The 20366-nt window shown below is 75.3% G+C and carries 22 protein-coding genes; 19 read left to right on the forward strand and 3 right to left on the reverse strand.

What is annotated here, in order from left to right; genetic code table 11:
* The first annotated feature begins 11 nt into the window (after nt 1-11).
* The 10 genes from ACIP5O_RS03105 (at nt 12) to ACIP5O_RS03150 (ending at nt 8654) form a co-directional block, all read left to right on the forward strand.
* Entirely contained in the window at nt 12-245 is a 234-nt protein-coding gene (locus ACIP5O_RS03105) for a phosphopantetheine-binding protein (protein ID WP_125667508.1), read from the forward strand.
* 36 nt (nt 246-281) lie between these two features.
* Nucleotides 282-1106 (forward strand): class I SAM-dependent methyltransferase, encoded by an 825-nt coding sequence (locus ACIP5O_RS03110; protein ID WP_401287861.1) that lies wholly within the window; start codon nt 282-284, stop codon nt 1104-1106.
* Nucleotides 1106-2083 carry a 3-oxoacyl-[acyl-carrier-protein] synthase III C-terminal domain-containing protein gene (locus ACIP5O_RS03115; RefSeq protein WP_401287863.1) on the forward strand — a complete coding sequence of 326 codons (978 nt, stop codon included), beginning with the start codon at nt 1106-1108 and terminating at the stop codon, nt 2081-2083. The genes ACIP5O_RS03110 and ACIP5O_RS03115 overlap by 1 nt, the downstream gene beginning before the upstream one ends.
* Entirely contained in the window at nt 2080-2346 is a 267-nt protein-coding gene (locus ACIP5O_RS03120) for an acyl carrier protein (protein ID WP_401287866.1), read from the forward strand. The genes ACIP5O_RS03115 and ACIP5O_RS03120 overlap by 4 nt, the downstream gene beginning before the upstream one ends.
* Nucleotides 2343-3155 (forward strand): hypothetical protein, encoded by an 813-nt coding sequence (locus tag ACIP5O_RS03125; protein ID WP_401287869.1) that lies wholly within the window; start codon nt 2343-2345, stop codon nt 3153-3155. The genes ACIP5O_RS03120 and ACIP5O_RS03125 overlap by 4 nt, the downstream gene beginning before the upstream one ends.
* Before the next feature lie 203 nt (nt 3156-3358).
* Entirely contained in the window at nt 3359-4732 is a 1374-nt protein-coding gene (locus ACIP5O_RS03130; RefSeq protein WP_401287870.1) for a condensation domain-containing protein, read from the forward strand.
* Nucleotides 4732-5799, forward strand: a complete 1068-nt coding sequence (locus ACIP5O_RS03135; protein WP_401287872.1) for a polysaccharide deacetylase family protein — start codon at nt 4732-4734, stop codon at nt 5797-5799. The genes ACIP5O_RS03130 and ACIP5O_RS03135 overlap by 1 nt, the downstream gene beginning before the upstream one ends.
* A 44-nt stretch (nt 5800-5843) precedes the next feature.
* Nucleotides 5844-7214: an MFS transporter gene (locus tag ACIP5O_RS03140; RefSeq protein WP_401287875.1), complete on the forward strand. Its 1371-nt coding sequence runs from the start codon at nt 5844-5846 to the stop codon at nt 7212-7214.
* 16 nt (nt 7215-7230) lie between these two features.
* On the forward strand, nt 7231-7947 hold the full coding sequence (locus ACIP5O_RS03145; RefSeq protein ID WP_401287877.1) for a 4'-phosphopantetheinyl transferase family protein: 717 nt from the start codon (nt 7231-7233) through the stop codon (nt 7945-7947).
* 83 nt (nt 7948-8030) lie between these two features.
* On the forward strand, nt 8031-8654 hold the full coding sequence (locus tag ACIP5O_RS03150) for a pyridoxamine 5'-phosphate oxidase family protein (RefSeq protein WP_401288137.1): 624 nt from the start codon (nt 8031-8033) through the stop codon (nt 8652-8654).
* A 90-nt stretch (nt 8655-8744) separates the two neighbouring features.
* Here the strand turns inward: ACIP5O_RS03150 and ACIP5O_RS03155 are convergent, their stop codons facing one another.
* A complete protein-coding gene (locus tag ACIP5O_RS03155; protein ID WP_401287879.1) occupies nt 8745-9128 on the reverse strand; it encodes a DUF6479 family protein in 384 nt (127 codons plus the stop codon).
* Nucleotides 9129-9280: 152 nt separating this feature from the next.
* Here ACIP5O_RS03155 and ACIP5O_RS03160 point away from each other — a divergent pair, with 152 nt between their 5' ends.
* Both ACIP5O_RS03160 and ACIP5O_RS03165 read left to right on the forward strand, forming a co-directional pair.
* Nucleotides 9281-9790: a SigE family RNA polymerase sigma factor gene (locus ACIP5O_RS03160; protein ID WP_401287882.1), complete on the forward strand. Its 510-nt coding sequence runs from the start codon at nt 9281-9283 to the stop codon at nt 9788-9790.
* 52 nt (nt 9791-9842) lie between these two features.
* Nucleotides 9843-11108 (forward strand): hypothetical protein, encoded by a 1266-nt coding sequence (locus tag ACIP5O_RS03165; RefSeq protein WP_401287884.1) that lies wholly within the window; start codon nt 9843-9845, stop codon nt 11106-11108.
* A gap of 47 nt (nt 11109-11155) precedes the next feature.
* Here the strand turns inward: ACIP5O_RS03165 and ACIP5O_RS03170 are convergent, their stop codons facing one another.
* Nucleotides 11156-12850: a bifunctional 3'-5' exonuclease/DNA polymerase gene (locus tag ACIP5O_RS03170; RefSeq protein WP_401287886.1), complete on the reverse strand. Its 1695-nt coding sequence runs from the start codon at nt 12848-12850 to the stop codon at nt 11156-11158.
* Nucleotides 12851-12938: 88 nt separating this feature from the next.
* Between ACIP5O_RS03170 and ACIP5O_RS03175 the strand changes: the two genes are divergently transcribed.
* From ACIP5O_RS03175 to ACIP5O_RS03205, 7 genes are all read left to right on the forward strand, one after another.
* The gene (locus ACIP5O_RS03175) at nt 12939-13508 is read left to right on the forward strand and encodes a GNAT family N-acetyltransferase (RefSeq protein ID WP_401287888.1); all 570 of its coding nucleotides are present in this window, start codon (nt 12939-12941) and stop codon (nt 13506-13508) included.
* Nucleotides 13509-13645: 137 nt separating this feature from the next.
* On the forward strand, nt 13646-14830 hold the full coding sequence (locus tag ACIP5O_RS03180; protein ID WP_401287891.1) for a DUF2786 domain-containing protein: 1185 nt from the start codon (nt 13646-13648) through the stop codon (nt 14828-14830).
* Between the two features lie 99 nt (nt 14831-14929).
* Nucleotides 14930-16993 carry an FUSC family protein gene (locus ACIP5O_RS03185; RefSeq protein WP_401287894.1) on the forward strand — a complete coding sequence of 688 codons (2064 nt, stop codon included), beginning with the start codon at nt 14930-14932 and terminating at the stop codon, nt 16991-16993.
* 116 nt (nt 16994-17109) lie between these two features.
* Complete coding sequence (locus tag ACIP5O_RS03190) at nt 17110-17670, forward strand: hypothetical protein (RefSeq protein ID WP_401287897.1); 561 nt, start codon at nt 17110-17112, stop codon at nt 17668-17670.
* A 92-nt stretch (nt 17671-17762) separates the two neighbouring features.
* Entirely contained in the window at nt 17763-18386 is a 624-nt protein-coding gene (locus ACIP5O_RS03195; RefSeq protein WP_401287900.1) for a SigE family RNA polymerase sigma factor, read from the forward strand.
* Nucleotides 18383-19117, forward strand: coding sequence for a hypothetical protein (locus tag ACIP5O_RS03200; RefSeq protein ID WP_401287903.1), 735 nt, complete (start codon nt 18383-18385; stop codon nt 19115-19117). Before ACIP5O_RS03195 ends, ACIP5O_RS03200 begins: the two co-directional genes overlap by 4 nt.
* Before the next feature lie 184 nt (nt 19118-19301).
* The gene (locus ACIP5O_RS03205; protein WP_173861569.1) at nt 19302-19514 is read left to right on the forward strand and encodes a DUF397 domain-containing protein; all 213 of its coding nucleotides are present in this window, start codon (nt 19302-19304) and stop codon (nt 19512-19514) included.
* Nucleotides 19515-19581: 67 nt separating this feature from the next.
* Here the strand turns inward: ACIP5O_RS03205 and ACIP5O_RS03210 are convergent, their stop codons facing one another.
* Nucleotides 19582-20079, reverse strand: a complete 498-nt coding sequence (locus ACIP5O_RS03210; protein WP_401287907.1) for an ATP-binding protein — start codon at nt 20077-20079, stop codon at nt 19582-19584.
* Between the last annotated feature and the right edge of the window lie 287 nt (nt 20080-20366).

Consider the following 20366-nt stretch of genomic DNA (forward strand, 5'->3'; position numbering starts at 1 on the left):
AGGGAAACGCCATGAGTTCCGCAGGTATCGACAAGGTCCGGGACTGGATCCTCGGCCGTCACCCCGAGCGCACCGAGCTCGCCTCCGACGTCGACCTCATCGAGAGCCGGCTCGTCGACTCGCTCGCCTTCGTCGAGCTCGTCTACACGATCGAGGACGCCGCGGGCGTCGAGATCGACTTCGACAACATCGACATCGACGACTTCCAGACCCTCGCCAGCATCGAGAAGGCCTTCTTCGCCTGATCCCGCTCCGCCCGATCCCGAGGAGGGGTCTTCACCATGGATGCAGTCTCGTACACCGCCCAGTGGATGGCCGCGGCCCGCGCCGAGGAGTCCGAGCGCGAGGACGCGCTGTTCGTCGACCCGTTCGCCCGCGACCTGGCCGCCCCCCGCGGCTTCGAGCTGATCGAGCGCTACGCCGGCGGCGGCCTGCTGCCCTTCATCTCCATCCGCACCCGCTTCCTGGACGACGCGATCAAGGACGTCCTCGCCGAGAGCGGGATCCAGCAGGTCGTGCTGATCGCGGCCGGCATGGACACCCGCGCCTTCCGGCTCGACTGGCCGGACGGCACCGAACTGTACGAGGTCGACCACGCCCTCCTGATCGCCGAGAAGCGCCGCCGGCTCGCCGCCCTCGGGGCCGAGCCGCGCGTCGACCGGCGCGAGGTCTCCGCCGACCTCACCCAGGAGTGGCTGCCCGCCCTGGAGGCCGCGGGCTTCGACCGCGACCGCCCGACCCTGTGGGTCGCCGAGGCGCTGACCTTCTTCCTCACCGAGGAGCAGGCCGCCGGACTGCTCCGGCTGCTCGCCTCCGCCTCGGCCCCCGGCAGCCACCTGGCCTTCGACATCCTCGGCCGCGCCCTGCTGCGCAGCCCGTTCTCGAAGCGCTTCCTGGACACCCTCGCCGCCGACGGCACGCCGTGGATCTTCGGCACCGACGAGCCCGAGGAGTTCCTGACCGCGAACGGCTGGAAGACCACCGACCTGCGCGAGCCGGGCCAGCCCGGCGCCGGCGAGGGCCGCTGGCCGTACGACGTGCAGCCGAGGGACCGCCGCGGCGCCAACCGGCTCTGGCTGATCCGCGCCGAGGTCGTGAAGTCCTGATGACCCAGACGGCCACCGACCGCCGGATCACCCTGGAGCGCATCGAGTCGTACCTGCCCGAGCGCAGCGTACGGATCGAGGAGCTGGGCGAACGGCTCGGACTGCACCGGGCGCAGCTCGGCGTGTTCCGCAAGTTCTACGGCCTGGACCGGCTCCGGTACGACCCCGAGCTCCCGCTCCTGGACCTGCTGCGGCCCGCCGCGCGCGGCGCCCTGGCCGCCCTCCCGGAGGGCGGCCGGGTGGACTACCTGGCGTACGCCCACGTCACCCAGGCGGTCGCCCCCGCCGACGTGGACGTGGCGCGCCTGGTCGGCGACGACCTCGGGCTCGCCGACACCGAGGCGTTCGGCCTCAGCCACCAGGCCTGCGTCAGCAGCCTCGGCGCCATCGAGGTCCTCGGCGAACTGCTCCGCGCCGAGGGCGGCGAGGGCGCGTACGCCCTGATGGTCACCGGCGAACAGGCGTACTCGCCGGTCGTCCAGCACGTCCCCAACACCTCGATCATGGCCGACGCCGCCGCCTCCTGCCTGATCACCCTGGACGGCGAGGGGGACGTGGTCCGCTCCTTCGCCACCCGGACCCTGGGCGAGTACGCCCAGTGGCTGGAGCTGACCCCCGAACAGAACACCGAGTTCGGGGAGCAGTACGGCGGCCGGATCGCCGAGGTCATCCACCAGGCGGTGGAGGAGGCCGGGCTGACCCTCGACGACGTCGACCTGGTGATCCCGCACAACGTCAACAAGCTGGCCTGGCGGCAGACGATCAAGGAGCTGGGGGTGGAGCCGGAGAAGGTCTTCCTGGACAACGTCCCCCGCTACAGCCACACCTTCGCCTCCGACGTCTTCGTCAACTACACCACCCTGCGCGACGAGGGCCGCCTGGTGGACGGCGCGCACTACCTCCTCGTCTCCGTCGGCCTGGGCGCCACCTTCGGCGCCATGGTCATCACCCACCGGGCGGGGGGCGGTTCCCGATGAACCGTCAGGAGCTGATCCTCACCATCGAGAAGGCGCTCGGCGAGGTCCTGGAGCGGCCGGTCACCGGCCTCACGGAGGAGACCGCGCTCTTCGACGAGCTCCAGCTCACCTCCCTCGCCGTCCTGGGCCTCCTCATGACCGTCGAGGAGGCGACCGGGATCTCGGTCGACCCGGAGGCGCTCGACATCGACCACCTGCGGACCGTGGGCTCCTTCGCCGACTACGTCGAGGCCGCGCTCCGCGAAGAGGAGGGGACGCCATGAGCGGACTCGCCGTCCGGGCCGCCGCCGCGGTCCGCGCGCCCGAGGCCCGGGAACCGGACGACCGGGCCGCCGCGCTCGGCTACTTCCGCGACCTGCTCGCCCCCTTCGGGGAGAAGCCGGACGAGGAGCTGTTCGACGGCGGCCGGCACGTCCGGCACCGGGACCTCGCGGACCTGCTCGTCGCCGACGAGGGCGTCGGCGCCAGCAGGCCCGAGCTCCTGATCGTCACCCACGCCCTCCCGGACGTGGTGCCGTTCACCGCCGTCGCGCCGTACCTCACCGACCGCCTCGGCGGCCGGGCGGCCAACTTCGCGATCGCCCAGCAGGGCCTGGCCGCGCCCTTCACCGCCCTGCGGATCGCCTCGGCGTACGCGAAGGCGGGACGGGCGGCGGAGGTCGTGATCGCGGTCCTCGAACAGACCACCCTGCCGACGCCCTTCCCGCTGGTCCGGGAGACCCCGCTGGTCGACTCGGCCGCGGCGCTCGTCCTCGGCACCTCCACAGGGCGGGGGGACGGCCCCCGGTTCGTCCGTGCCCACGCGGCCGGTTCGGCGGCGGACGCCCTCGGCCGGGAGCTCGGGGAGGACGGCACGCTCCTCGTGCTCGGTCCCTGGGTGTCCGGGGACCTCCCCGGACACGGCGGCCCGGTGCACCGGGCGGCCCCGGGCAGCTACTGCACCGGCGTCTGGCTGGACCTCGCCGACCACTGGCGGGAGTGGGGGCGCGAGCACCGGCGGATCGTGCTGTGCGACACGGACCCGCGCTCGGGCCGTACGCACGTGGCGCTCTTCGCCGGCGACGGGGGCTGACCCCTCGGTCCCCTCGGTCCGGGTGGCCGTCGCGCTTCTACCCCCACCGGAAGCGCGACGGCCCGCCCGCGGCCTCCCGGCTCGTACAGACGCGGCCCCCCGGCTCGTACGGACGGTCCCGCCGCTCGTACAGACGCCCCCGGCTCTCGCAGACGGCTCCGACAGACACCCGACGACGCACCCGAAGGGAAGGCAGGAACACCATGACCACGGCTGAGGAGCAGCGGACCATCAGACTGGACTCCGCACGGGCCGGGAGAGGCCCGGCGACCTGGGGCCAGCGGGCCATCTGGGGCGTCGTGACCCGGCTCGGCGACGACGCCCCCCGGTACAACCTGCCGGTCCACCTCCCCGTCTCCCCGCCCCGCCCGGTGGACCGCGTGCTCGCGGACCTGACCGAGCTGCTCCTGCTCCACGACAGCCTGCACACCCGCTTCCTGCCGGACGGCGAGGACGGCCTCGAACAGGTCGTGGACGGCAGCGGCGAACTCCCGGTGGAGGTCCGCACGGGCCCGGCGGAACGCTCCGCCGAGGACGGCGCCGCCCTCCTCGGCGAGCTGGCCGGACGCCCCTTCGACCACACCCGGGAGTGGCCCCTCAGGGTCGGCCTGATCGAGTCCGGCGGCCTGGTCCACCGGCTCGTCCTGGCCGGCGCGCACACCGGCATGGACTACTGGGGCCTCGGCCGGCTCCTGCGCGACCTGGAGTCCGTCCAGGCGGGCGAGACCGCCGCGTCGCTGCGCGCGTCGCGCCCCGCCCTCCAGCCCCTGGAGGCCGCCGAGGTCCAGGCCTCCCCGCTCGGCCGCCGCCGCGACGAGGCGGCCCGCCGCCACTGGATCGAGCAGCTCACCGCGGGCCCCCGGCGCATCGTCCGGGAGCCGGCGGCGCCGGAGCTCGCGGACGATCCGGACCGCGGGTTCCCCAACGCGCTGCTGCGCTCGCCCGCCCTCGCCGTCGCCGTCGGGCGGGTCGCGGCGGAGCTGGAGGTGAGCGACGCCGCCGTCCTCCTGGGGGCGGCCTCCCACCAGCTCGCCCGGATGTCCGGGAGCGGTGACGTGCTCTTCCAGGTCGTGGTGGGCAACCGCTTCCAGCCGGCCGCCGCCGCCTCCGTCAGCACGGTGGCGCAGGAGGCCCTCTTCCGCCTCACGGACGCGGACCGGGACTTCGAGGACGCGGTGCGCCGGACCCGGTCCGTCGCGTTCAGCGCCTTCCGCCACGCCGCGTACGACAAGTGGGCGCTCGACCGCGAGGTGGCGCTCCTCGTCGAGAAGGGGGAGGCGGCTGACCACTCGTACTGGTGGAACGACACCCGCGACCCCGGCGTCGGGCCCTTCGACGGCGTCGAGAGGCCGAAGGCCCCGCTGAGCGAGCTGATCGGCCGGACCGAACTGAGCTGGCCGACGGAGTTCCCGGCCCGCAGGAACGTCTCGGCGGCGGTGGACGTGCTGACCGCCCCGGGCGCCCTGGACCTCGCCATGACCGCCGACCCGGCGGTCCTCGACCGCGCGGGCATGGAGCGCTTCCTGCGCGGGGTCGAGCGGCTGGTCGTCGCCGAGGCGATCGCGCTGGGGGACTGATGACGCCGCTGACGGAGAAGAGGTACGCGGGGATCGCCTGGACCGAGGCGGGCTACCGGGTCGAGGTCCTGGACGGCACCGGCCGCCGGGTGGCGGAGCCGCGCGACTGGGGCGCCGCCCGGGTCGCCGCACTCGTCGCCTGGCTGCGGGACCTCGACGGCGGGCCGGCCCCGGCCGTGGTCCTGGACAGCACCAACGGCCTGCTCGACGGCCCCATGACCGCCGCCGGCCTGGAGGTCTACCGGGCGGACCCCTGGCTCCTTCCGCCCCGGCCGGACTTCGGCTCCGTCACGGCCGGGCAGCTCGCGGAACGGGCCCTGGCCGCGCCCGGCGACCTGGCCCGGGTGACCGCCGAGGGCGGCACCCTGACCGGCCGCGCCGAGGAGTACTTCGAGGGCGTACGGCGCGGGGAGCCCGCGCAGAAGGCCCTGACGGCGGCCGGGCGCTGCTTCGAGCACGGCCGCCGGGACGTCCCGAAGGTGGCGCTGACCTTCGACGACGGCCCCGACCCGGTCTTCACCCGGCAGGTCCTGGAGGTCCTGGACCGCTACGGGGCCCGGGCGACCTTCTTCTGCGTCGGCCACCACGTCGCCGCGCTGCCCGACGAGGTGCGCCGGATCGTGGCGGGCGGCCACGGGCTCGGCAACCACTCCTGGTCGCACCCCTTCCTGTTCGACCTGACGCCGGGGCAGCTGCGCGAGCAGATCGACCGGACGACGGAGGAGCTGGACCGGGTGGCCGGCGCGGCCCCGGCCTGGTTCCGGCCGCCGTACGGGGCGCTGAGCCCCGAGGTGCTCGCCGCCCTGGCCGCGCACCCGGCCACCCTGACGATGTGGGACGTGGACGCCCGCGACTGGTCGCGGCCGGGGCCCGAGCAGATCGCCAAGACCGTCCTGGAGGGGGTCGGCCCCGGCTCGGTGGTCCTGATGCACGAGGGCGCGGGGGACCGGAGCCAGACCGTGGCGGCCCTCCCGGCGATCGTCGAGGGCCTGCTCGAACGCGGCCTGGAACCGGTCGCCCTGGACGAACTCGCCCCACCGCCCCGCACGGGCCCCGAAGGCGTCTGAGCCCCCCCGCGAACCCCGATCAACGACCGGAGGACTGAAGGGTCATGGAAGAACGCTTGGCAGAGCCCGCCCGGACGACGGCGCCCCCGCCGGGAGAGCCGGGGAAGCTGGAGACGCCGCCGCCGGAAGGGCCGGGGGAGCCCGGGGCGCGGGCCTCGGGAAAGCCGGGAGAGCCGGGGGAGCCCGGGGCGCGGGCCTCGGGACCCTCCCCGGACGAACCGGCGATCTGGTCCCGCAACTTCCGGTACTACTTCACCGCCCGCAGCGCCGGCCTGCTGAGCTGGGCCATGCTGCCGGTCGCGGTCGCGGCGGGTCTGCTCAGCGGTGGGTACGGCCTGGACACCGCCGGGTACTCGATGGCCTTCCTGGTCGCCCCGTTCGCCGGCCTCGTGCTGTTCGGCGGGGTGCTCGCCGACCGGTTCACCGCCCGCCGGATGATGATCGTCGCGGACCTGGCCAACCTCACCGCCCACATCCTGCTCGCCCTGCTCTTCCTCCACGGCATCGACCACCTCTGGCAGCTGTACGCGCTGCTCGTCGTCGCCGGCACCGCCAACGCCCTGTTCCAACCGGGCGCCTCCTCGACCGTCCCCCTGGTCTCCCGCGACGTCCAGGGCGCCAACGGCGTGCTGCGCACCTCCGAGGCGATCACCGGCCTCGGCGGCCCGGCGCTGGCCGGCGCCCTGGTCGGCTTCGGGTCCACCGGCTGGGTCATGGTGATCTCCGCCGTCGCCTACGGCACCAGCGCGATCTGCCTGTTCGCCCTCCGGCTCGGCGCGGTGCCCGCCCCGCCGGCCGGCGAGAGCCTGTGGCGCAACCTGGCGGTCGGCTGGCAGGAGTTCCGCTCCCGCAGCTGGCTCTGGGGCGTCATCCTGATCTGGATGTTCTACGCGGTGCTGTCCTGGGGACCGCAGCTCTCGGTGGCCGCCGGCGTCATCGTGCCCGAGCACGGCGCGAGCGCCTTCGGCCTGATCAACGCCGCGCTCGGCGCCGGCACGGTGGCCGGCGGGCTCCTCGCGATCCGCTACAAGCCCCAGCGTCCGCTCGCCGCCGGGGCCGTGGCGATGATGGCGTACCCGCTCTACCCGCTCGGCATCGTGCTCGGCTGGCCGGTCTGGCTGCTCGTCGCCGCGCAGGTCCTGGTCGGCGCCGGCATCGGCGTCTGGGGCGTCATGTGGGCCACCAGCGTGCAGACGCAGGTGCCGGGCGAGGTCCTCAACCGCGTCCACGCCTACGAGGTCGCCGGGTCCGTCGGCATGTACCCGATCGGCAGCGCGCTGGCCGGGCCCGCCGTCGGCGCGTTCGGCACCGACACGGTCCTCGTGGTCGGCGTGGTGGTCTCCTTCCTCACCGCCACCGCCCTCCTGGCGACCCGCCCGATCCGCACCCTGCACCGTGTCCCGGACCGCGCCTGACGGGGCCGGTCCGCCCGTGCCCGACGGGGCCCGCACGCCCCTGCCCGGCCGCCGGATCCGCACGCCCGTCGACGGCGTGCACCACCTGGCCGCCCGGAACGAGGAGGTGCTGGGCGTGCTGCCCGTCGCCGCCGCGGACCGGGTGGCCGCGGCGGGGCTGCCGCCGTGGCGGGCCGCGGAACACCTCGCCTCGCGGACCCTGCTGCGGTTCCTGCTGCGGGAGGTCGGCGAGGACGCCGGGGACGGGCCGGTCGCCGCGCTTCCGGGCGGTCGCCCGTACCTGCCCGGCCGGCCCGGCCCGGGGGTGAGCCTCTCGCACTCCGCGGGCTGGGTCGCCGCGGCCGTCGGCCGGGGCCGGGACGTCGGAGTCGACGTCCAGGTCCCGGCCCCCGTCGGCGACCGCCTGCTGCGGCGCTGCTGCCTCCCCGGGGACGCCGACGCCCTGGCCGCCCTGCCCGAGGACGCCCGCAGGCTCGGCTTCGCCCGGGTCTTCACCGTCCAGGAGGCCTGCGTGAAGGCCCGGGGAGAGGGCCTCTCCGGCCGCCCCTGGACCGTGCCGGTCCCCCTCGACCCCCGCACGGGCACCTGGAACCGCGTCCACTGGTCCGCACCCCACGACGACCGCGACGCGGTGCCGGTCGCCTGCGCCTGGACCGAGCCGGTGTCCCGGCAGGAGGGCGCCGGTGGCGGTGACGGGCTCCGACCCCGTACAAACACCCGTACGAACACCTGAACGGTGATCGATGGGACGAGGGGCGAGGGAGAAGCGTGAGCACTGCGGAGTTGGACGTCACCGAACGGACCCGGCTGCGGCGGATGCGGGAGCAGGGGAGCCATCGGCGGGCCGATCTGGACGCGGTGCTGGCCGCCGGGTTCCTGTGCCACCTCGGGGTCGTCGTCGACGGGACGCCGATGGTGGTGCCCACCGCGTACGGGGTGGAGGGGGACCGGCTCTACCTCCACGGGTCGGTCGCCGGCCGCAGCCTCGTCCGCGCGCCCGAGGCCACCGTCTGCGTGACGGTCACCCACGTCGACGGGCTCGTCCTCGCGCGGTCCGTCTTCGAGCACGGGGTGAACTACCGGTGCGCGATGGTCTACGGGGTCCCCCGGCTCGTGACCGACCCCGAGGAGAAGCTGCGGGGCCTGCGGGTGCTGACCGAACAGAGCGCGCCGGGGCAGTGGGAGTACGCGCGGAAGCCCAGCCGCAAGGAGCTGGCCGCGACCGCCCTCCTCGTGCTCGACCTGACCGAGGCCTCGGTGAAGACGCGGAGCGGGCCGCCGGACGACGGGGACTCCGAGGACGCGGCGCTCGGGCTGTGGGCGGGGGTCCTGCCGGTGGTGACCGCCTTCGGGGAACCCGTCACCGATCCCGCCCTGCCCGAGGGCTTCGCGCCGCCCGCCCACATCGCCTCCCGCGCGGGGCGCGCCGCGGGGAAGTAGGCGGAGGGGTCCGGGTCCGTACGCGTGCGCGCGGAAACGGCGGCGGGGTCGTGCCCCGTCGCCGGATTCCGCTCCCGCGCGTGCGTCCGGTCAGTCGCCGTGCCCGGTGCCTCCGCTGCCGAAGCCTCCGCTGGAGATGCCGCCCCACTTGCGCTTCTCCTCGTCCGGCGGCTGGGGCGAGGTCTCCGTGCCGGAGTGGTTGAGCTGGTACGGCATGAGCCGGTGCTCGGCGTCGGTGTGCGGCATCTCGGCCCCCTGGCGGTACTCGCTCGCCTCGCCGGGCAGGGAGCCGTCGTCCGGCCGGTGCGGCTGCTCCTCGGTCTTCGGCGGCGCCGACTCGCGGTTCCGGACGCGGATGCCGAACGCGAACGCGCCGATGAGGACGGCGACGACGATGAGACCGCCGAGAACCTGCGCCAGACCGGACTGCCAGACTCCAGCCGCCAGGTTCTCTGTTGCGCTGAGAGTGTTCATGTCTACGGATTACCCGATTCCGCTTCTTTGGATGCGCCGGGCGGGAATCTCTTCCGATTTATCTGAAACATATGCCCGCCCCCGTCGCGTCAATGGGATGTACGGCGAACGCACGCCGTGACCGAGACGACGCGGCCGAGACGAGGAGGGGCATGAGAAAGTCCCGGGCGAACGAGTTCCTGGAGTTCGCCTCCGCGCGCACGGGGCCCCTGTTCCGCTCGGCATGCCTGCTGACCGGCGGCGACACCCATCTGGCCGAGGACCTCACCCAGGAGACGCTGGGCCGGATGTACGCCCTGTGGGGCCGCGTGGCACGGATCGGGAACCCCGCCGCGTACGCCCAGACGGTGCTCGTCCGCACCTTCCTCAGCCACCAGCGGCGCCGCTCGGCCACCGAGCGCCCGCTCGGCGAGCTGCCCGACCGCGCCTCCGAGGCCGACGGGGACCCGGCGCTCCGCATCGCGCTCCTCGACGCCCTCGCCGGGCTCGCGCCCAAGGACCGGGCCGTCGTGGTGCTCCGCTACTGGGAGGACCGCAGCGTCGAGGAGACCGCCGAGGCCCTGCGCGTCAGCTCCGCGGCGGTCCGCACCCGGTCCGTACGGGCCCTCGCCAAGCTGCGGGAACGGCTCGGCGGCGGCCTCGCCGAGCTCGCCGTCCGCTGACCGGACCCCCCTCCCCACTCCTTCCGCCCCGAACCCGAGACGGTGATCCCGCATGCCCCGGAACGAAGACCCGCAGCACGACGGCCCCCACGACGACGGCTTCGAGGAGGAGCTCGGCGCGGTCCTGCGCCGCACCGGCGACGGCTTCGCCGCCGACGACCGGCGCGGGCTCGTCGAGGGCGGCCTCCGGCGCGGCCGGCGCCGCCTGGTGCGCCGGAGGCTCGCGGTGACCGGCAGCGCCCTCGCGCTCGCCGCCCTGGGCGTCGGCGGGGTGTACGGCGGCCTGCTCTTCGGCCCCACCGGAGCGGCGGACACCGCGTCCGTGGCGACGGCGCCGAAGCCGGCCTCCACCACCGGGCCGCCGGCCGACATCGCGCACCTCCCCGTCAAGGACCTCGCGGCCGTCCTCAAGGCCCACACCCCCGCCGGGCGGTGGAAGATCGACGACGAGGACGGGGTGGGCCAGAGCGTGCTCGGCGTGTACGACGACGGACACGGCAAGGCCGCCGTCTCCGTCTCCCTCGCCCGCGCCCACGGCGCCGGCGAGGGCATGGTCACCTGCCCCGACGAGGCCCACGCCCCCGACGTCGAGTGCACCACCGAGAAGCTCCCCGGCGTCGGCCGGCTGATGCTCCTCCAGGGGTACGAGTACCCCGACCGGCGCGAGGAGACCAAGAACTGGCGGGCGACCCTGCTCACCCGGACCGGCTTCCTCGTCGACGTGAACGAGTACAACGCACCCGCCGAGAAGGGCGCCCCGGTCAGCCGCGAGAACCCGCCCTTCAGCCTCGACCGGCTCAAGGCCCTCGTCACGGCCGACGCCTGGAGGTCACTGCTCGCGAAGCTGCCAGAGCCGCCGCGGCCGACCGCGCCCCCGAGCACGCCGGACGAGCCCTCCGCCGACGCCCTCCAGTCCACCCTGCGCTCCCTCCTCCCCCGGGAGGCGAAGGTGAAGGACAAGGGCGGGCAGAGCGGTTACGGGTACGTCGTCGTCGACGACGGCAGGGGCCGGAGCCTCGTCGAGATCAACGTCCAGACCGGCATGGCCGACGTCGCCGCCCACCTGCACGGCATCGGGGCCACCACCCTGCCCGACGGCCGCCTGGTCGGAGTGACCCAGGAGGCCGCGGAGAAGGGCGGCGACGGCGTCGTCGCGCGGACCGTCGACACCCTCACGCCCGACGGCTTCCGGGTCGTGATCACCACCCTCAACTCCGACGGCTACCGGGCCCCCGCCACGCGCGCCGAACCCGCCCTGACCGTCGAGCAGTTGAAAGCGATCGCGCTGAGCCCGAAGTGGTGGAAGCTGATCAAGTAGGACCGTGGGGGGAGGCGTACGGGGAGAGAACTCCTCCCCCGTACGCCCTACTTCGCGTCCGAGTACCGCTCCACCGTCGCCGTCGTGAACGGGAACCGCACCGGCGTCTCCCCGAACGTGATCCGCCCCGCCTCGTCCCCGGCCGCCCGGACCGCCTCCGTGACGGCCTCCGCCTCCTGCGCCGGACAGTGCACGATCACCTCGTCGTGCTGGAAGAAGACCAGCTCCGCCCGCATCCCGGCGAGGGAGCGCCGCAGGGCCGCCAGCATCAGGAGCGCCCAGTCGGCGGCGCTGCCCTGGACGACGAAGTTGCGGGTGAAGCGGCCCCGCGCCCGCGTGTTCCCCGAGGCGTACCCGGGCGTGAACTCGCCCTCCTCCACGGCCGGTTCCTCCCCGCCCTCCTGGGGCAGGCCCGCCTCGTCGGCGTCGCCCGCGCCGGCCGCGGGCGGGCTGGTCCGGCCGAGCCAGGTGCGCACGAGCCGGCCCTCCTCGCCCGCCCTCGCCGCGTCGTCGACGTACGCCACGGCGAGCGGGAAGCGGCGGCGCAGCGCCGCCAGGTTCTTCAGGCCGTCGCCGCTGGTCTGCCCGTAGACCGCCCCCAGGAGCGCCAGCTTGGCGTGCTCGCGGTCACCGGAGAAGGCGCGGGCCGAGAGCCGGGTGTACAGGTCGTCGGGGTGGCCCGCGACCTCCATCAGACCGGGGTCGCGGGAGATCGCGGCGAGGACGCGCGGCTCCATCTGGTCGGCGTCGGCCACGACGAGCCGCCAGCCCTCGTCGGCGACCACGGCCCGCCGGATCACCTTCGGGATCTGCAGGGCCCCGCCGCCGTTGGTCGTCCAGCGCCCGCTGACCGTGCCCCCGGGCAGGTACTCCGGCCGGAACCGGCCGTCCCGCACCCAGTCGGCCAGCCAGGACCAGCCGTGCGCCGTCCAGATCCGGTACAGCTTCTTGTACGCGATCAGCGGCTCCACCGCCGGGTGGTCGACCCGGGCCAGCTCCCAGCGGCGCGTGGAGCGCAGCCTGACGCCGGCCCCCGCGAAGGCCTTCACCACGTCGGCGGGCAGGTCGGGCCGGACGCGGCGGCCGAGGGCGGCCGACACCTCGTCCGCGAGCTCGGCCAGGCGGCGCGGCTCGCCCCCGCCCGCGTACCGCTCGCCGAGCAGTTCGTCCAGCAGCCCCCGGTGCACGTCGGCCCGCCACGGCAGCCCGGCCCGGTGCATCTCGGCGGCCACCAGCATTCCCGCCGACTCGGCGGCCGTGAGCAGCCGCATCCTGCCCGGGTGCTCGGCCAGGCCGTGGCGGCGCAGCTGCTCCGCGTAGACCGCGAGGAGCCCCTCGAAGGGCACGGAGGCCACCCGGCGCGGCTCGAAGAGCGAGTCCTGCGAGCCGGGCTCGGCGGTGCGGGGCGGCGGGTCGGGCGGCACCGGCGCGTTCCGCAGGCGCGCCCAGGCGGCGGCGGCCGAGCGGGGCTCGCCGAGCCGCCCCTCGTGCCCGAGGAGCAGCTGCTCGGCGCCCTCCACGTCGTAGCACCGCTCGACCCGCACCCCGGCGGCGAGCAGCCTCGGATACACCTCGGCCGTCGACCGCCACACCCACCGGGCCACCTCCGGCCGGTCCCGCACGGCCGCCACCAGGTCCGGCTCGCGCCGCACCGGCCCGGCGGGCGCCCCGTCCGGGCCGAGGGGCGCGAGCAGGGCCCCGTCCCCCTCCTCCTCGGCGGCCAGCGCCCACCTCTCGTTCATGGGGGCGAGTCTGGCAGTTGCCACTGACAGACCCGGTTCTCCTACGCTGGGGCGCGGACACCGGATCCGGACGTGGAGGGGGAGGACGATGTACGCGATGTCCCTGGGGGACGACGGAGCGGAGCTGTGCCCGCTCGAACCGTGGCAGGCGGACGAGTTCCTGGCGCACATGGACCGGGGGCGGGAGTTCATCGGCGCGCGCAACGCGCTCCCGGACGTCGTCACCGACCTGGAGTCCAGCCGGGCCTTCCTCCGGACGTACGCGGAGAGGACGGCGGCCGACACGGGCCGCATCCACGGCATCCGGCTCGACGGGACCCTGGTCGGCGCCGTGATCCTCCGGACGCTCGACACCGCGCACGGCACGGCGGAGGCGGGCTGCTGGCTGGAGCCGGCCGCGACGGGCCGGGGCCTGGTGACCCGGGCGGCGCGGGCGCTCGTCGACTGGGCGATCGAGGCGCGCGGGATCCACCGGGTGGAGTGGGTCGTCTCCTCCGACAACGCGCCGAGCATCGCCGTGGCCCGCCGCCTGGGCATGACCAGGGACGCGGTCCTGCGCGAGAGCCACGCCCACCGGGGCCGCCGCCACGACGAGGAGGTCTGGTCGGTCCTGGCGCCGGAGTGGCGCGCGGCGAAGGCGGCGGGAACGGTCGCCTGACGAGGGGACCGGGGCGGTGACCCGGCTCCGACCCCGGTCACCGCCCCGTCGTCCCACCATGACCGGTCGCCGGACGGCGCGCCACGCGGGGCGCCCCTCGCACCTGCCCCCGGGGGCGCCCGGCGGGGGCTGAGACCATGGGGAGGGGAACGGGCACCGGGACGGGACGCGAGGACGGCGTGGGCACCACCATCGACAAGGCCTTCGAGGCGCTGTACGCGAGCGACGACGGGTCGCTCGACACGGCGGCCTCGCTGCTCGCCGCCGACCGGGGCGCGGACGCGGAACTGGCGCGGCGAGGCGAGGAGTTCGTCCGGACGCTGTGGGGGCGCGGCTGGCAGCCCGCGGACCTGCTCCGCACGGCCCGCCGCGACCTGGCGGAGGAGCACGTACGGCTCCTCGCGGGCCTGATCAGGACGGAGACGGCGGGGTACGGGCGGCTGCCGCACCGCTGGGCGGCGCAGGTGGCCGAGCTGCCCGAGGGCCCCGGCCGCCCGGCCGACCGCTTCTCGTACGCGACCGCCGTCCTGGAGCTGTACCGGCTGCTCGTCCGGCTGCCGCGCCTGGACGCGGTCGGGCCGGCGCCGGGGGAGGCGCTGCCGCCGCCGGTCGCGGGGGAGCCCCGGATGCTGGGCCGGATCAGGGCGCTGCTCGCGAAGGCGGAGGCGACCGGATACCCGGAGGAGGCCGAGGCGCTGACGGCCAAGGCGCAGGAGCTGATGGCCCGGCACAGCCTCGACGAGGCGTCCCTCGCGGCGGGGGCGCCGTCCCCGGAGGCGCCCGGGGCGCTCCGGATCGGGGTGGAACCGCCGTACGAGCAGGCGAAGGCGATCCTGCTGGACGCGGTGGCGACGGCGAACCACTGCCGGGCGGTGTGGAACGAGGCGCACGGCTTCTCCACGGTGGTCGGCTTCGAGTCGGACCTGGACCCGGTGGAGCTGCTTTACACCTCGCTGCTCGTGCAGGGGACGGCGGCGATGACGCGGGCGGAGGCGGAGCAGCGGGCGGGCGGCCGCAAGCGCACGAAGTCCTTCCGGCAGTCCTTCCTGCTCGCGTACGCGAACCGGCTGGGCGCCCGGCTCTCGGCGACCTCCCGCCGGGTGGCCGCCGAGGCCCCGACCCTCCTGCCGGCCCTCGCCTCCCGCGAGGCGGCGGTCACCACCCGCACGGACGAACTCTTCCCCGAGACCCGCACCACCCGCGTCCGCGCCGCCTGGGACGAGGCGGGCTGGACCCACGGCGCAACGGCCGCCGACCGGGCGACCCTCCACCCGGAACGGCACCGGGTGGAGGGCGGGTCCCGGGGTCCGTCCGACGGGTAGGCCACGGGACCCCGACTCCTGGAGAGCCGGGCCCCACGGGAGCCCCCGCTCCGGAGCGCATGACCATTTCGTGCCGGATGGTACGGATACGCTTCCCGCATGAGCTGGCTCCGGGCCCTGAAAGGAACCGTCCGCTCCGGGCTCACCGTCGAGCGGCGGCGGCTGGAGCCGGTGGGGGCGGCGCGGGGCGCGCTGGGACTCGCGCTCGTCGTCGGGTTCTCGCTCGCCCTCTTCGGCCCCGCCGTCGCCGTCTCCTCCGCCTTCGGCGCCTTCCAGGCCGCCATCGCCACCTTCCAGCGCTCCTGGCGCCCCCGCCCCGTCCTCGCCCTCGCCTCCGGCGCCAGCCTCGCCGCGTCGACCTTCGTCGGCTACCTCGTCGGCGCCCACGACGGGCTCTTCCTCGCCCTGCTGCTCCTCTGGACGTTCCTGGCGGGGCTCGCCTGGGCCGCCGGCCCCACCGCCGGCCTCATCGCCTCCTCCAACGTGGCGATGATGCTGGTCACGGTCACCCTCCCCACCTCCGTCGCCACCGCCGCCGGCCACGCCGCCGTGATCTTCGCGGGCGGCGTCGTCCAGGCCGCCCTGGCCGCCCTCCTCCCGGCCCGCCGCTGGGGCGCCCAGCGCGACGCCCTCGCGGACGCGCTCGCCGCCGAGGCCGACTACGCCCGCCGCCTGCGCCACGACCCGGTCGCCCCCTTCGACCCCGTCCCGCTCATGACCGCCCGCAACGCCGCCGCCGTCACCCCCCGCCAGGCCCGCCGCCGCCCGGCCGAGCTGCACGGCTCCCGGGGCCTCGCCGAACGCATCCGCCCCGTCCTCGCCTCGCTCGCGGACCCGGCCGTCGGCGTCCCGGGGGAGGGCCCGCAGCGGGACCGGGTGCGCGAACTCCTCGACGCCGCCGCCGCCGTCCTCGACGCAGCCGCGCACGCCATCCGCCACGGCGACCCGGTCGCCCCGCCCGCCCCCGCCCTCGCCGCCCTCCGCACCCCCGGCTCCGGCTCCGTCCTCACCGGCCCGCCGCGCCGCGCCGCCGTCCGCCTCACCGCCCTCCTCGGCGACGTCCTGGAGACCGCCGAGCCGCACGCGGAGACGTCGGTCCGCACGGGCGTGGCCCGCTCCCGCCCCACCCTCCTCCGCCTCGCCCCCCTCGTCCTCGCCCAGGTCCGCGCCGAGCTGCGCCACGAGTCCCCGGTCCTGCGCCACGCGATCCGCGTCTCGGTGGTCACCGCCGCCGGCTACCTCCTCGGCACCGTCCTCCCCTTCGGCCACGGCTACTGGGCCCCGATGGCCTCGGTCATGGTGATGCGCCCGGACTTCTCGCAGACGTACGCCCGCTCGGTGGCCCGCTTCGGCGGCACCCTGGTCGGCGTCGGCCTCGCGACGGCGGTCGTCCGCTCGGCGCACCCGGGCGCGTACCTCTCGGCCGGACTCGCGGTGCTGTGCGCCTTCGGGATGTACCTGCTGATGCGGACGGGGTACGCGGCGAGCCAGGTCTGCGTCTCCGCGTACGTCGTCTTCCTGCTCGGCACGGCCGGCGGGGGAGTGGACCAGACCGTAAGGGAGAGGGTGCTGCTCACCCTCCTCGGCGGGCTCCTCGCGATGCTGGCGTACGCCGTCTACCCGGCCTGGGAGACCCCCCGGCTGCGCGGCCTGCTCGCGGACTGGCTGGAGGCCGTCGGACGGTACGCGGCCGTCGTCACCGCCGGGTACGCCGACCCCGCCGGCCCGGCCGACCCCGTCGTCCGCGAGGCGCTCCTGAGGACCCGCGCCGCCCGGGTCGCCTGGCAGGAGGCCCTGGAGCGCGCGGCACACGAGCCGGTGCGCCACCGGGGCCTCTCGCACGCGGCGGTCGAGCAGGCCGAGCACGCGCTCGGGGAGTTCGGCCGGGTGGCGATGCTCATGGAGGCCCACCTGCCCGACCGGGGCGCCGCACCCCTCCCGTACGCCGCCGTCCTCGCCGACTCCCTGCGCCGGTCGACCGGGCGGGGCGCGAAGGAGGTCCGGGAGCGCGAGGAGCCGGGCTGGGACGACCTGCGGAAGACGGTCGACGCCTGGTCCGGCGAACCACCGGACCACTTCCTCCTCCACAAGGGCGCCGTCCTGCTCCTGGAGAGCCTGGACGAACTCGCCACGGCCCTCTCGGAGACCACCCCGAGCCGCTGATTCCGACGGGATTCCGACGGGATTCCGGCACCGTGTCACCCGTCCCCGGGGTGTACGGAGTTGAGAGGAGTGAGGGTCGCGGACGGTCGCGGCCCCGGGACCCCGGGAGCACTCGGATGAAGAAGCACCTGCCGGCCGCCGCCGTGGCCGTCGTGGCCTCCCTGGCACTCGCGGCGCCGTCCGCCGTGGGAGCGGCCCCCGGGCCCTCCGCCGAGACCGCGACCACGGTGGCCGCCCCCGCCGAGGCCGACCCCGCCCCCACCCGGATCCGTACAGTCCGCTCCGGCGAGCGCGTGGACGCCGGACGGGGCTACACCGTCTGGCTGACGAAGGAGGGGAAGCACTGGGCGGGCCCGGACGGCTTCGAGAACTTCCGCAGCGTCGTCGACGGCAACGTCGACCGCTCCGAGCCCGGCGTCAGCCACCAGAGCGAGGGGACCGCCGAGGGCGTCTTCCACTCGGGCCTCTTCTACGGCCCCACCCGGGCCGGCCGCGTCGAACTGACCGACTCCGGGGGCCGCAGGACCGTCGCCACCCTCCTCGCGCTGCCCGGCCGCCCCGACTGGGGCGTCTGGTACGCCCACACCCCCGCGCCCACCGGGAAGGGCGGCCTCGCCGTCGCGCTGTACGACCGCCGGGGCACGCTCCTCGCCGACCTGCCGGCCGGACCCTTCTGAGCCGCCGGCCCACGACGCGCGGCGGGGCCCGGCACGGGGCGGGCCCCGCCGCGTCCCCCTTCCCGTCCCCACCGATCGCGAGGTCCGCCACCGTGCCGCACGAGTCCGCCACCGGAGACGACGGCCCCGCCGCCGGAGACGACGGGTTCACCGGGTTCGCCGTCGCCGCCTGGCCCCGCCTGGTCCGCACGGCCCAGCTCCTGACCGGGGACTTCCACGAGGCCGAGGACCTGGTGCAGACGACGCTCGCCAAGGTGTACGGGCGGTGGCGGCGGGTCCCCCGGGACGAGGTCGACCTCTACGTCCGCCGCGCGCTGATCAACAACAACCTCAGCCGGATCCGCCGGAAGCGGGTCGCCCACCTGCTGACGCCGGTCCTGCCGGACTCCCTCCGCCACACCTCCGGGGGCCACGCCGAGACGGTCGAACAGCGCACCGCGCTCTTCGCCGCCCTCGCGGACCTCACGCCCCGCCAGCGCGCCGTGGTGGTGCTCCGGTACTGGGAGGACCTGACGGAGACGGAGACGGCGCGCGTCCTCGACTGCTCGGTCGGCACGGTCAAGTCCCACGCCCGGCGCGGCCTGACGGCCCTGCGCGCCCACCCCCGCCTCGCCCCCGCACCCGGTACCGGTACCGGTACCGGTACAGGTACCGATGTCGGCCAGGCTCCCGCCTCCGCCCCGCCGTTCCCCGCCCCCTCCGGAGCCCGCCGATGACCCCCGCCCCCTCTCCCGACCCCGATCCCGACCCCTCCCCCTCGCCCCCCTCCGACCAGGAGCACGTCCGCGACCTCCTCGCGCGGGCCGTCCGTGACGTCGTCCCCGGCCCCGTCCCCCTGGCGGCCGTCCGGCGCGCGGGTCTGGCGCGGCGGCGGCGCCGGGCGGCGGGTCTGTCGGCGCTCTCGGTGCTGGGCGCCGCCGCGGCCGTGGCGGCGGTCGTGGTCCTGACCCCCGTACGCCCGTCCCCGGCCGGCCCCGCCCACGCCGCCGCGCAGCCGAGCACCGCCCGTACCCCGTCCCCCTCCCCGCCCCGCGCCCCGGACCCGGCGCCGGTCCGGGTGGTGGCCCCGGGCGAGCGCGTCGACGCCGGGCAGGGCTACACGGTGTGGCTGACGGAGGAGGGCAAGCACTGGAACGGCCCGGAGGAGTACGAGAACTTCCGCAGCGCCGTCGACGGCAACGTCGACACCTCCGAGCCCGGCGTCAGCCACCAGAGCGAGGGGGGCCCGGCGGGCGCCTTCCACTCGGGCCTCTACTACGGGACCCGTACGGCGGGCCGGGTCGAGCTGACCGCCCCCGGGGGCCGCACGGTCCTCGCGACCCTCCTCGAACTGCCCGGCCGGCCCGGCTGGGGGGTCTGGTACGCGCACACCGGACCGGGCGTCGGGGAGACCGCCGTGACGCTGTACGACCGGGCGGGGAAGCGGCTCGCCGGACTCCCCGGCTGAGGGGCCGGAAAAGCGCATACCGGCAGGTGGCACGCTCTGTCGCGTATCCGCTACAGCACCCCGCGTGCACGTGCATCTGCTCACGCAGCCGCATATGAACACGGCTATGATCCGAGCAAGTTGACACCTGCACCAAGCAACTCGGGAGCTACCAGTGCATCCTGCGCATCACGCGTACAACGGCATGGCGGCCACCGAGCTGCGCGGTGTCGTGTGGCAGAAGAGCAGGCACAGCAACTCCCAGGGTTCGTGCGTGGAGTTCGCAAAACTTCCGGGGGGAAACGTTGCCGTCCGCAATTCCCGCCATCCCGAGGGGCCCGCGCTCGTCTACACGCCCGCCGAGATAGAGGCGCTCCTGCTCGGCGTGAAGGACGGGGAGTTCGACCACCTGGTGTGAGCGCGCAGGACGTACGGGGAAGGGCCCGGCGGTCACCGCCGGGCCCTTCCCCGTGCACACGTGCCGTCTACTCCGGTCCGATCTGGAACAGCGCCCACACCACCTTGCCCCGGAGCGTCCCCGCCAGCGGGTGCCAGCCCCAGCTGTCGCTGAACGAGTCCACCAGGAACAGGCCGCGCCCCGACTCGGCGGAGAAGTCCTCCTCGCCGCCGCGCGCCTCCGGGCTCTCCACGCTGGGGTCGCGCACGGCGCACACCAGGCGCGAGGCCCAGCGCATCAGGTGCAGGCGGACCGGCGGGCCCTGGACGTCGTCCTGACACGCGTCCGAGGGCACCGCGTGGCGCAGCGCGTTGGTGACGAGCTCGGAGACGACCAGGGCCACGTCGTCGAAGCGCTCCGACAGCTCCCAGCGGTCGAGCGTCGCGCTGGTGAACTTCCGTGCCCCGCCCACGGCTTCGTACCGCGCGGGGAGCGCGCAGGAGGCGGAGGTGGAGACGGCGCCGGGATCGAGCGGCGGAAGGCCCTGCCGTAACGGCTCGAGCACGGTCGATCCATTCGTCCCCATGCGAGGCACTCCCGGGAATCGCGACTGTGGTGCGACAACACGACAACACGAACGAGTACGCGGCTGCGCGGGCCCCATGGTTCCGAATGCGACCCCCGGATGCAAGGGCAGATGCACGTGCACGCGCCGGACCTGTCCTTTCCTGTGCCTAATCTGTGCATAAGTCGTCCGCGCCGGGTCCACTACTGGAAGGGAACTTCCCCGGATCTGCACGCACTGTGCCCGTGGATGCCCGGAAGTCGCCGCCTTTCCGTAATCGAATGTGTACGCGCTGAAGCGTTTGGTGG

It is taken from the genome of Streptomyces sp. NPDC088915 (assembly GCF_044749825.1).
Classification (GTDB): Bacteria; Actinomycetota; Actinomycetes; order Streptomycetales; family Streptomycetaceae; genus Streptomyces.

Coding starts and splice junctions, on each gene's coding strand:
- ACIP5O_RS03120 (WP_401287866.1), top strand. CDS start 2,080: ATGAACCGTCAGGAGCTGATCCTCACCATCGAGAAGGCGCTCGGCGAG.
- ACIP5O_RS03140 (WP_401287875.1), top strand. CDS start 5,844: ATGGAAGAACGCTTGGCAGAGCCCGCCCGGACGACGGCGCCCCCGCCG.
- ACIP5O_RS03200 (WP_401287903.1), top strand. CDS start 18,383: ATGACCCCCGCCCCCTCTCCCGACCCCGATCCCGACCCCTCCCCCTCG.
- ACIP5O_RS03175 (WP_401287888.1), top strand. CDS start 12,939: ATGTACGCGATGTCCCTGGGGGACGACGGAGCGGAGCTGTGCCCGCTC.
- ACIP5O_RS03160 (WP_401287882.1), top strand. CDS start 9,281: ATGAGAAAGTCCCGGGCGAACGAGTTCCTGGAGTTCGCCTCCGCGCGC.
- ACIP5O_RS03190 (WP_401287897.1), top strand. CDS start 17,110: ATGAAGAAGCACCTGCCGGCCGCCGCCGTGGCCGTCGTGGCCTCCCTG.
- ACIP5O_RS03110 (WP_401287861.1), top strand. CDS start 282: ATGGATGCAGTCTCGTACACCGCCCAGTGGATGGCCGCGGCCCGCGCC.
- ACIP5O_RS03155 (WP_401287879.1), bottom strand. CDS start 9,128: ATGAACACTCTCAGCGCAACAGAGAACCTGGCGGCTGGAGTCTGGCAG.
- ACIP5O_RS03115 (WP_401287863.1), top strand. CDS start 1,106: ATGACCCAGACGGCCACCGACCGCCGGATCACCCTGGAGCGCATCGAG.
- ACIP5O_RS03150 (WP_401288137.1), top strand. CDS start 8,031: ATGCGGGAGCAGGGGAGCCATCGGCGGGCCGATCTGGACGCGGTGCTG.
- ACIP5O_RS03135 (WP_401287872.1), top strand. CDS start 4,732: ATGACGCCGCTGACGGAGAAGAGGTACGCGGGGATCGCCTGGACCGAG.
- ACIP5O_RS03125 (WP_401287869.1), top strand. CDS start 2,343: ATGAGCGGACTCGCCGTCCGGGCCGCCGCCGCGGTCCGCGCGCCCGAG.
- ACIP5O_RS03180 (WP_401287891.1), top strand. CDS start 13,646: ATGGGGAGGGGAACGGGCACCGGGACGGGACGCGAGGACGGCGTGGGC.
- ACIP5O_RS03210 (WP_401287907.1), bottom strand. CDS start 20,079: ATGGGGACGAATGGATCGACCGTGCTCGAGCCGTTACGGCAGGGCCTT.
- ACIP5O_RS03185 (WP_401287894.1), top strand. CDS start 14,930: ATGAGCTGGCTCCGGGCCCTGAAAGGAACCGTCCGCTCCGGGCTCACC.
- ACIP5O_RS03165 (WP_401287884.1), top strand. CDS start 9,843: ATGCCCCGGAACGAAGACCCGCAGCACGACGGCCCCCACGACGACGGC.
- ACIP5O_RS03130 (WP_401287870.1), top strand. CDS start 3,359: ATGACCACGGCTGAGGAGCAGCGGACCATCAGACTGGACTCCGCACGG.
- ACIP5O_RS03170 (WP_401287886.1), bottom strand. CDS start 12,850: ATGAACGAGAGGTGGGCGCTGGCCGCCGAGGAGGAGGGGGACGGGGCC.
- ACIP5O_RS03205 (WP_173861569.1), top strand. CDS start 19,302: ATGGCGGCCACCGAGCTGCGCGGTGTCGTGTGGCAGAAGAGCAGGCAC.
- ACIP5O_RS03105 (WP_125667508.1), top strand. CDS start 12: ATGAGTTCCGCAGGTATCGACAAGGTCCGGGACTGGATCCTCGGCCGT.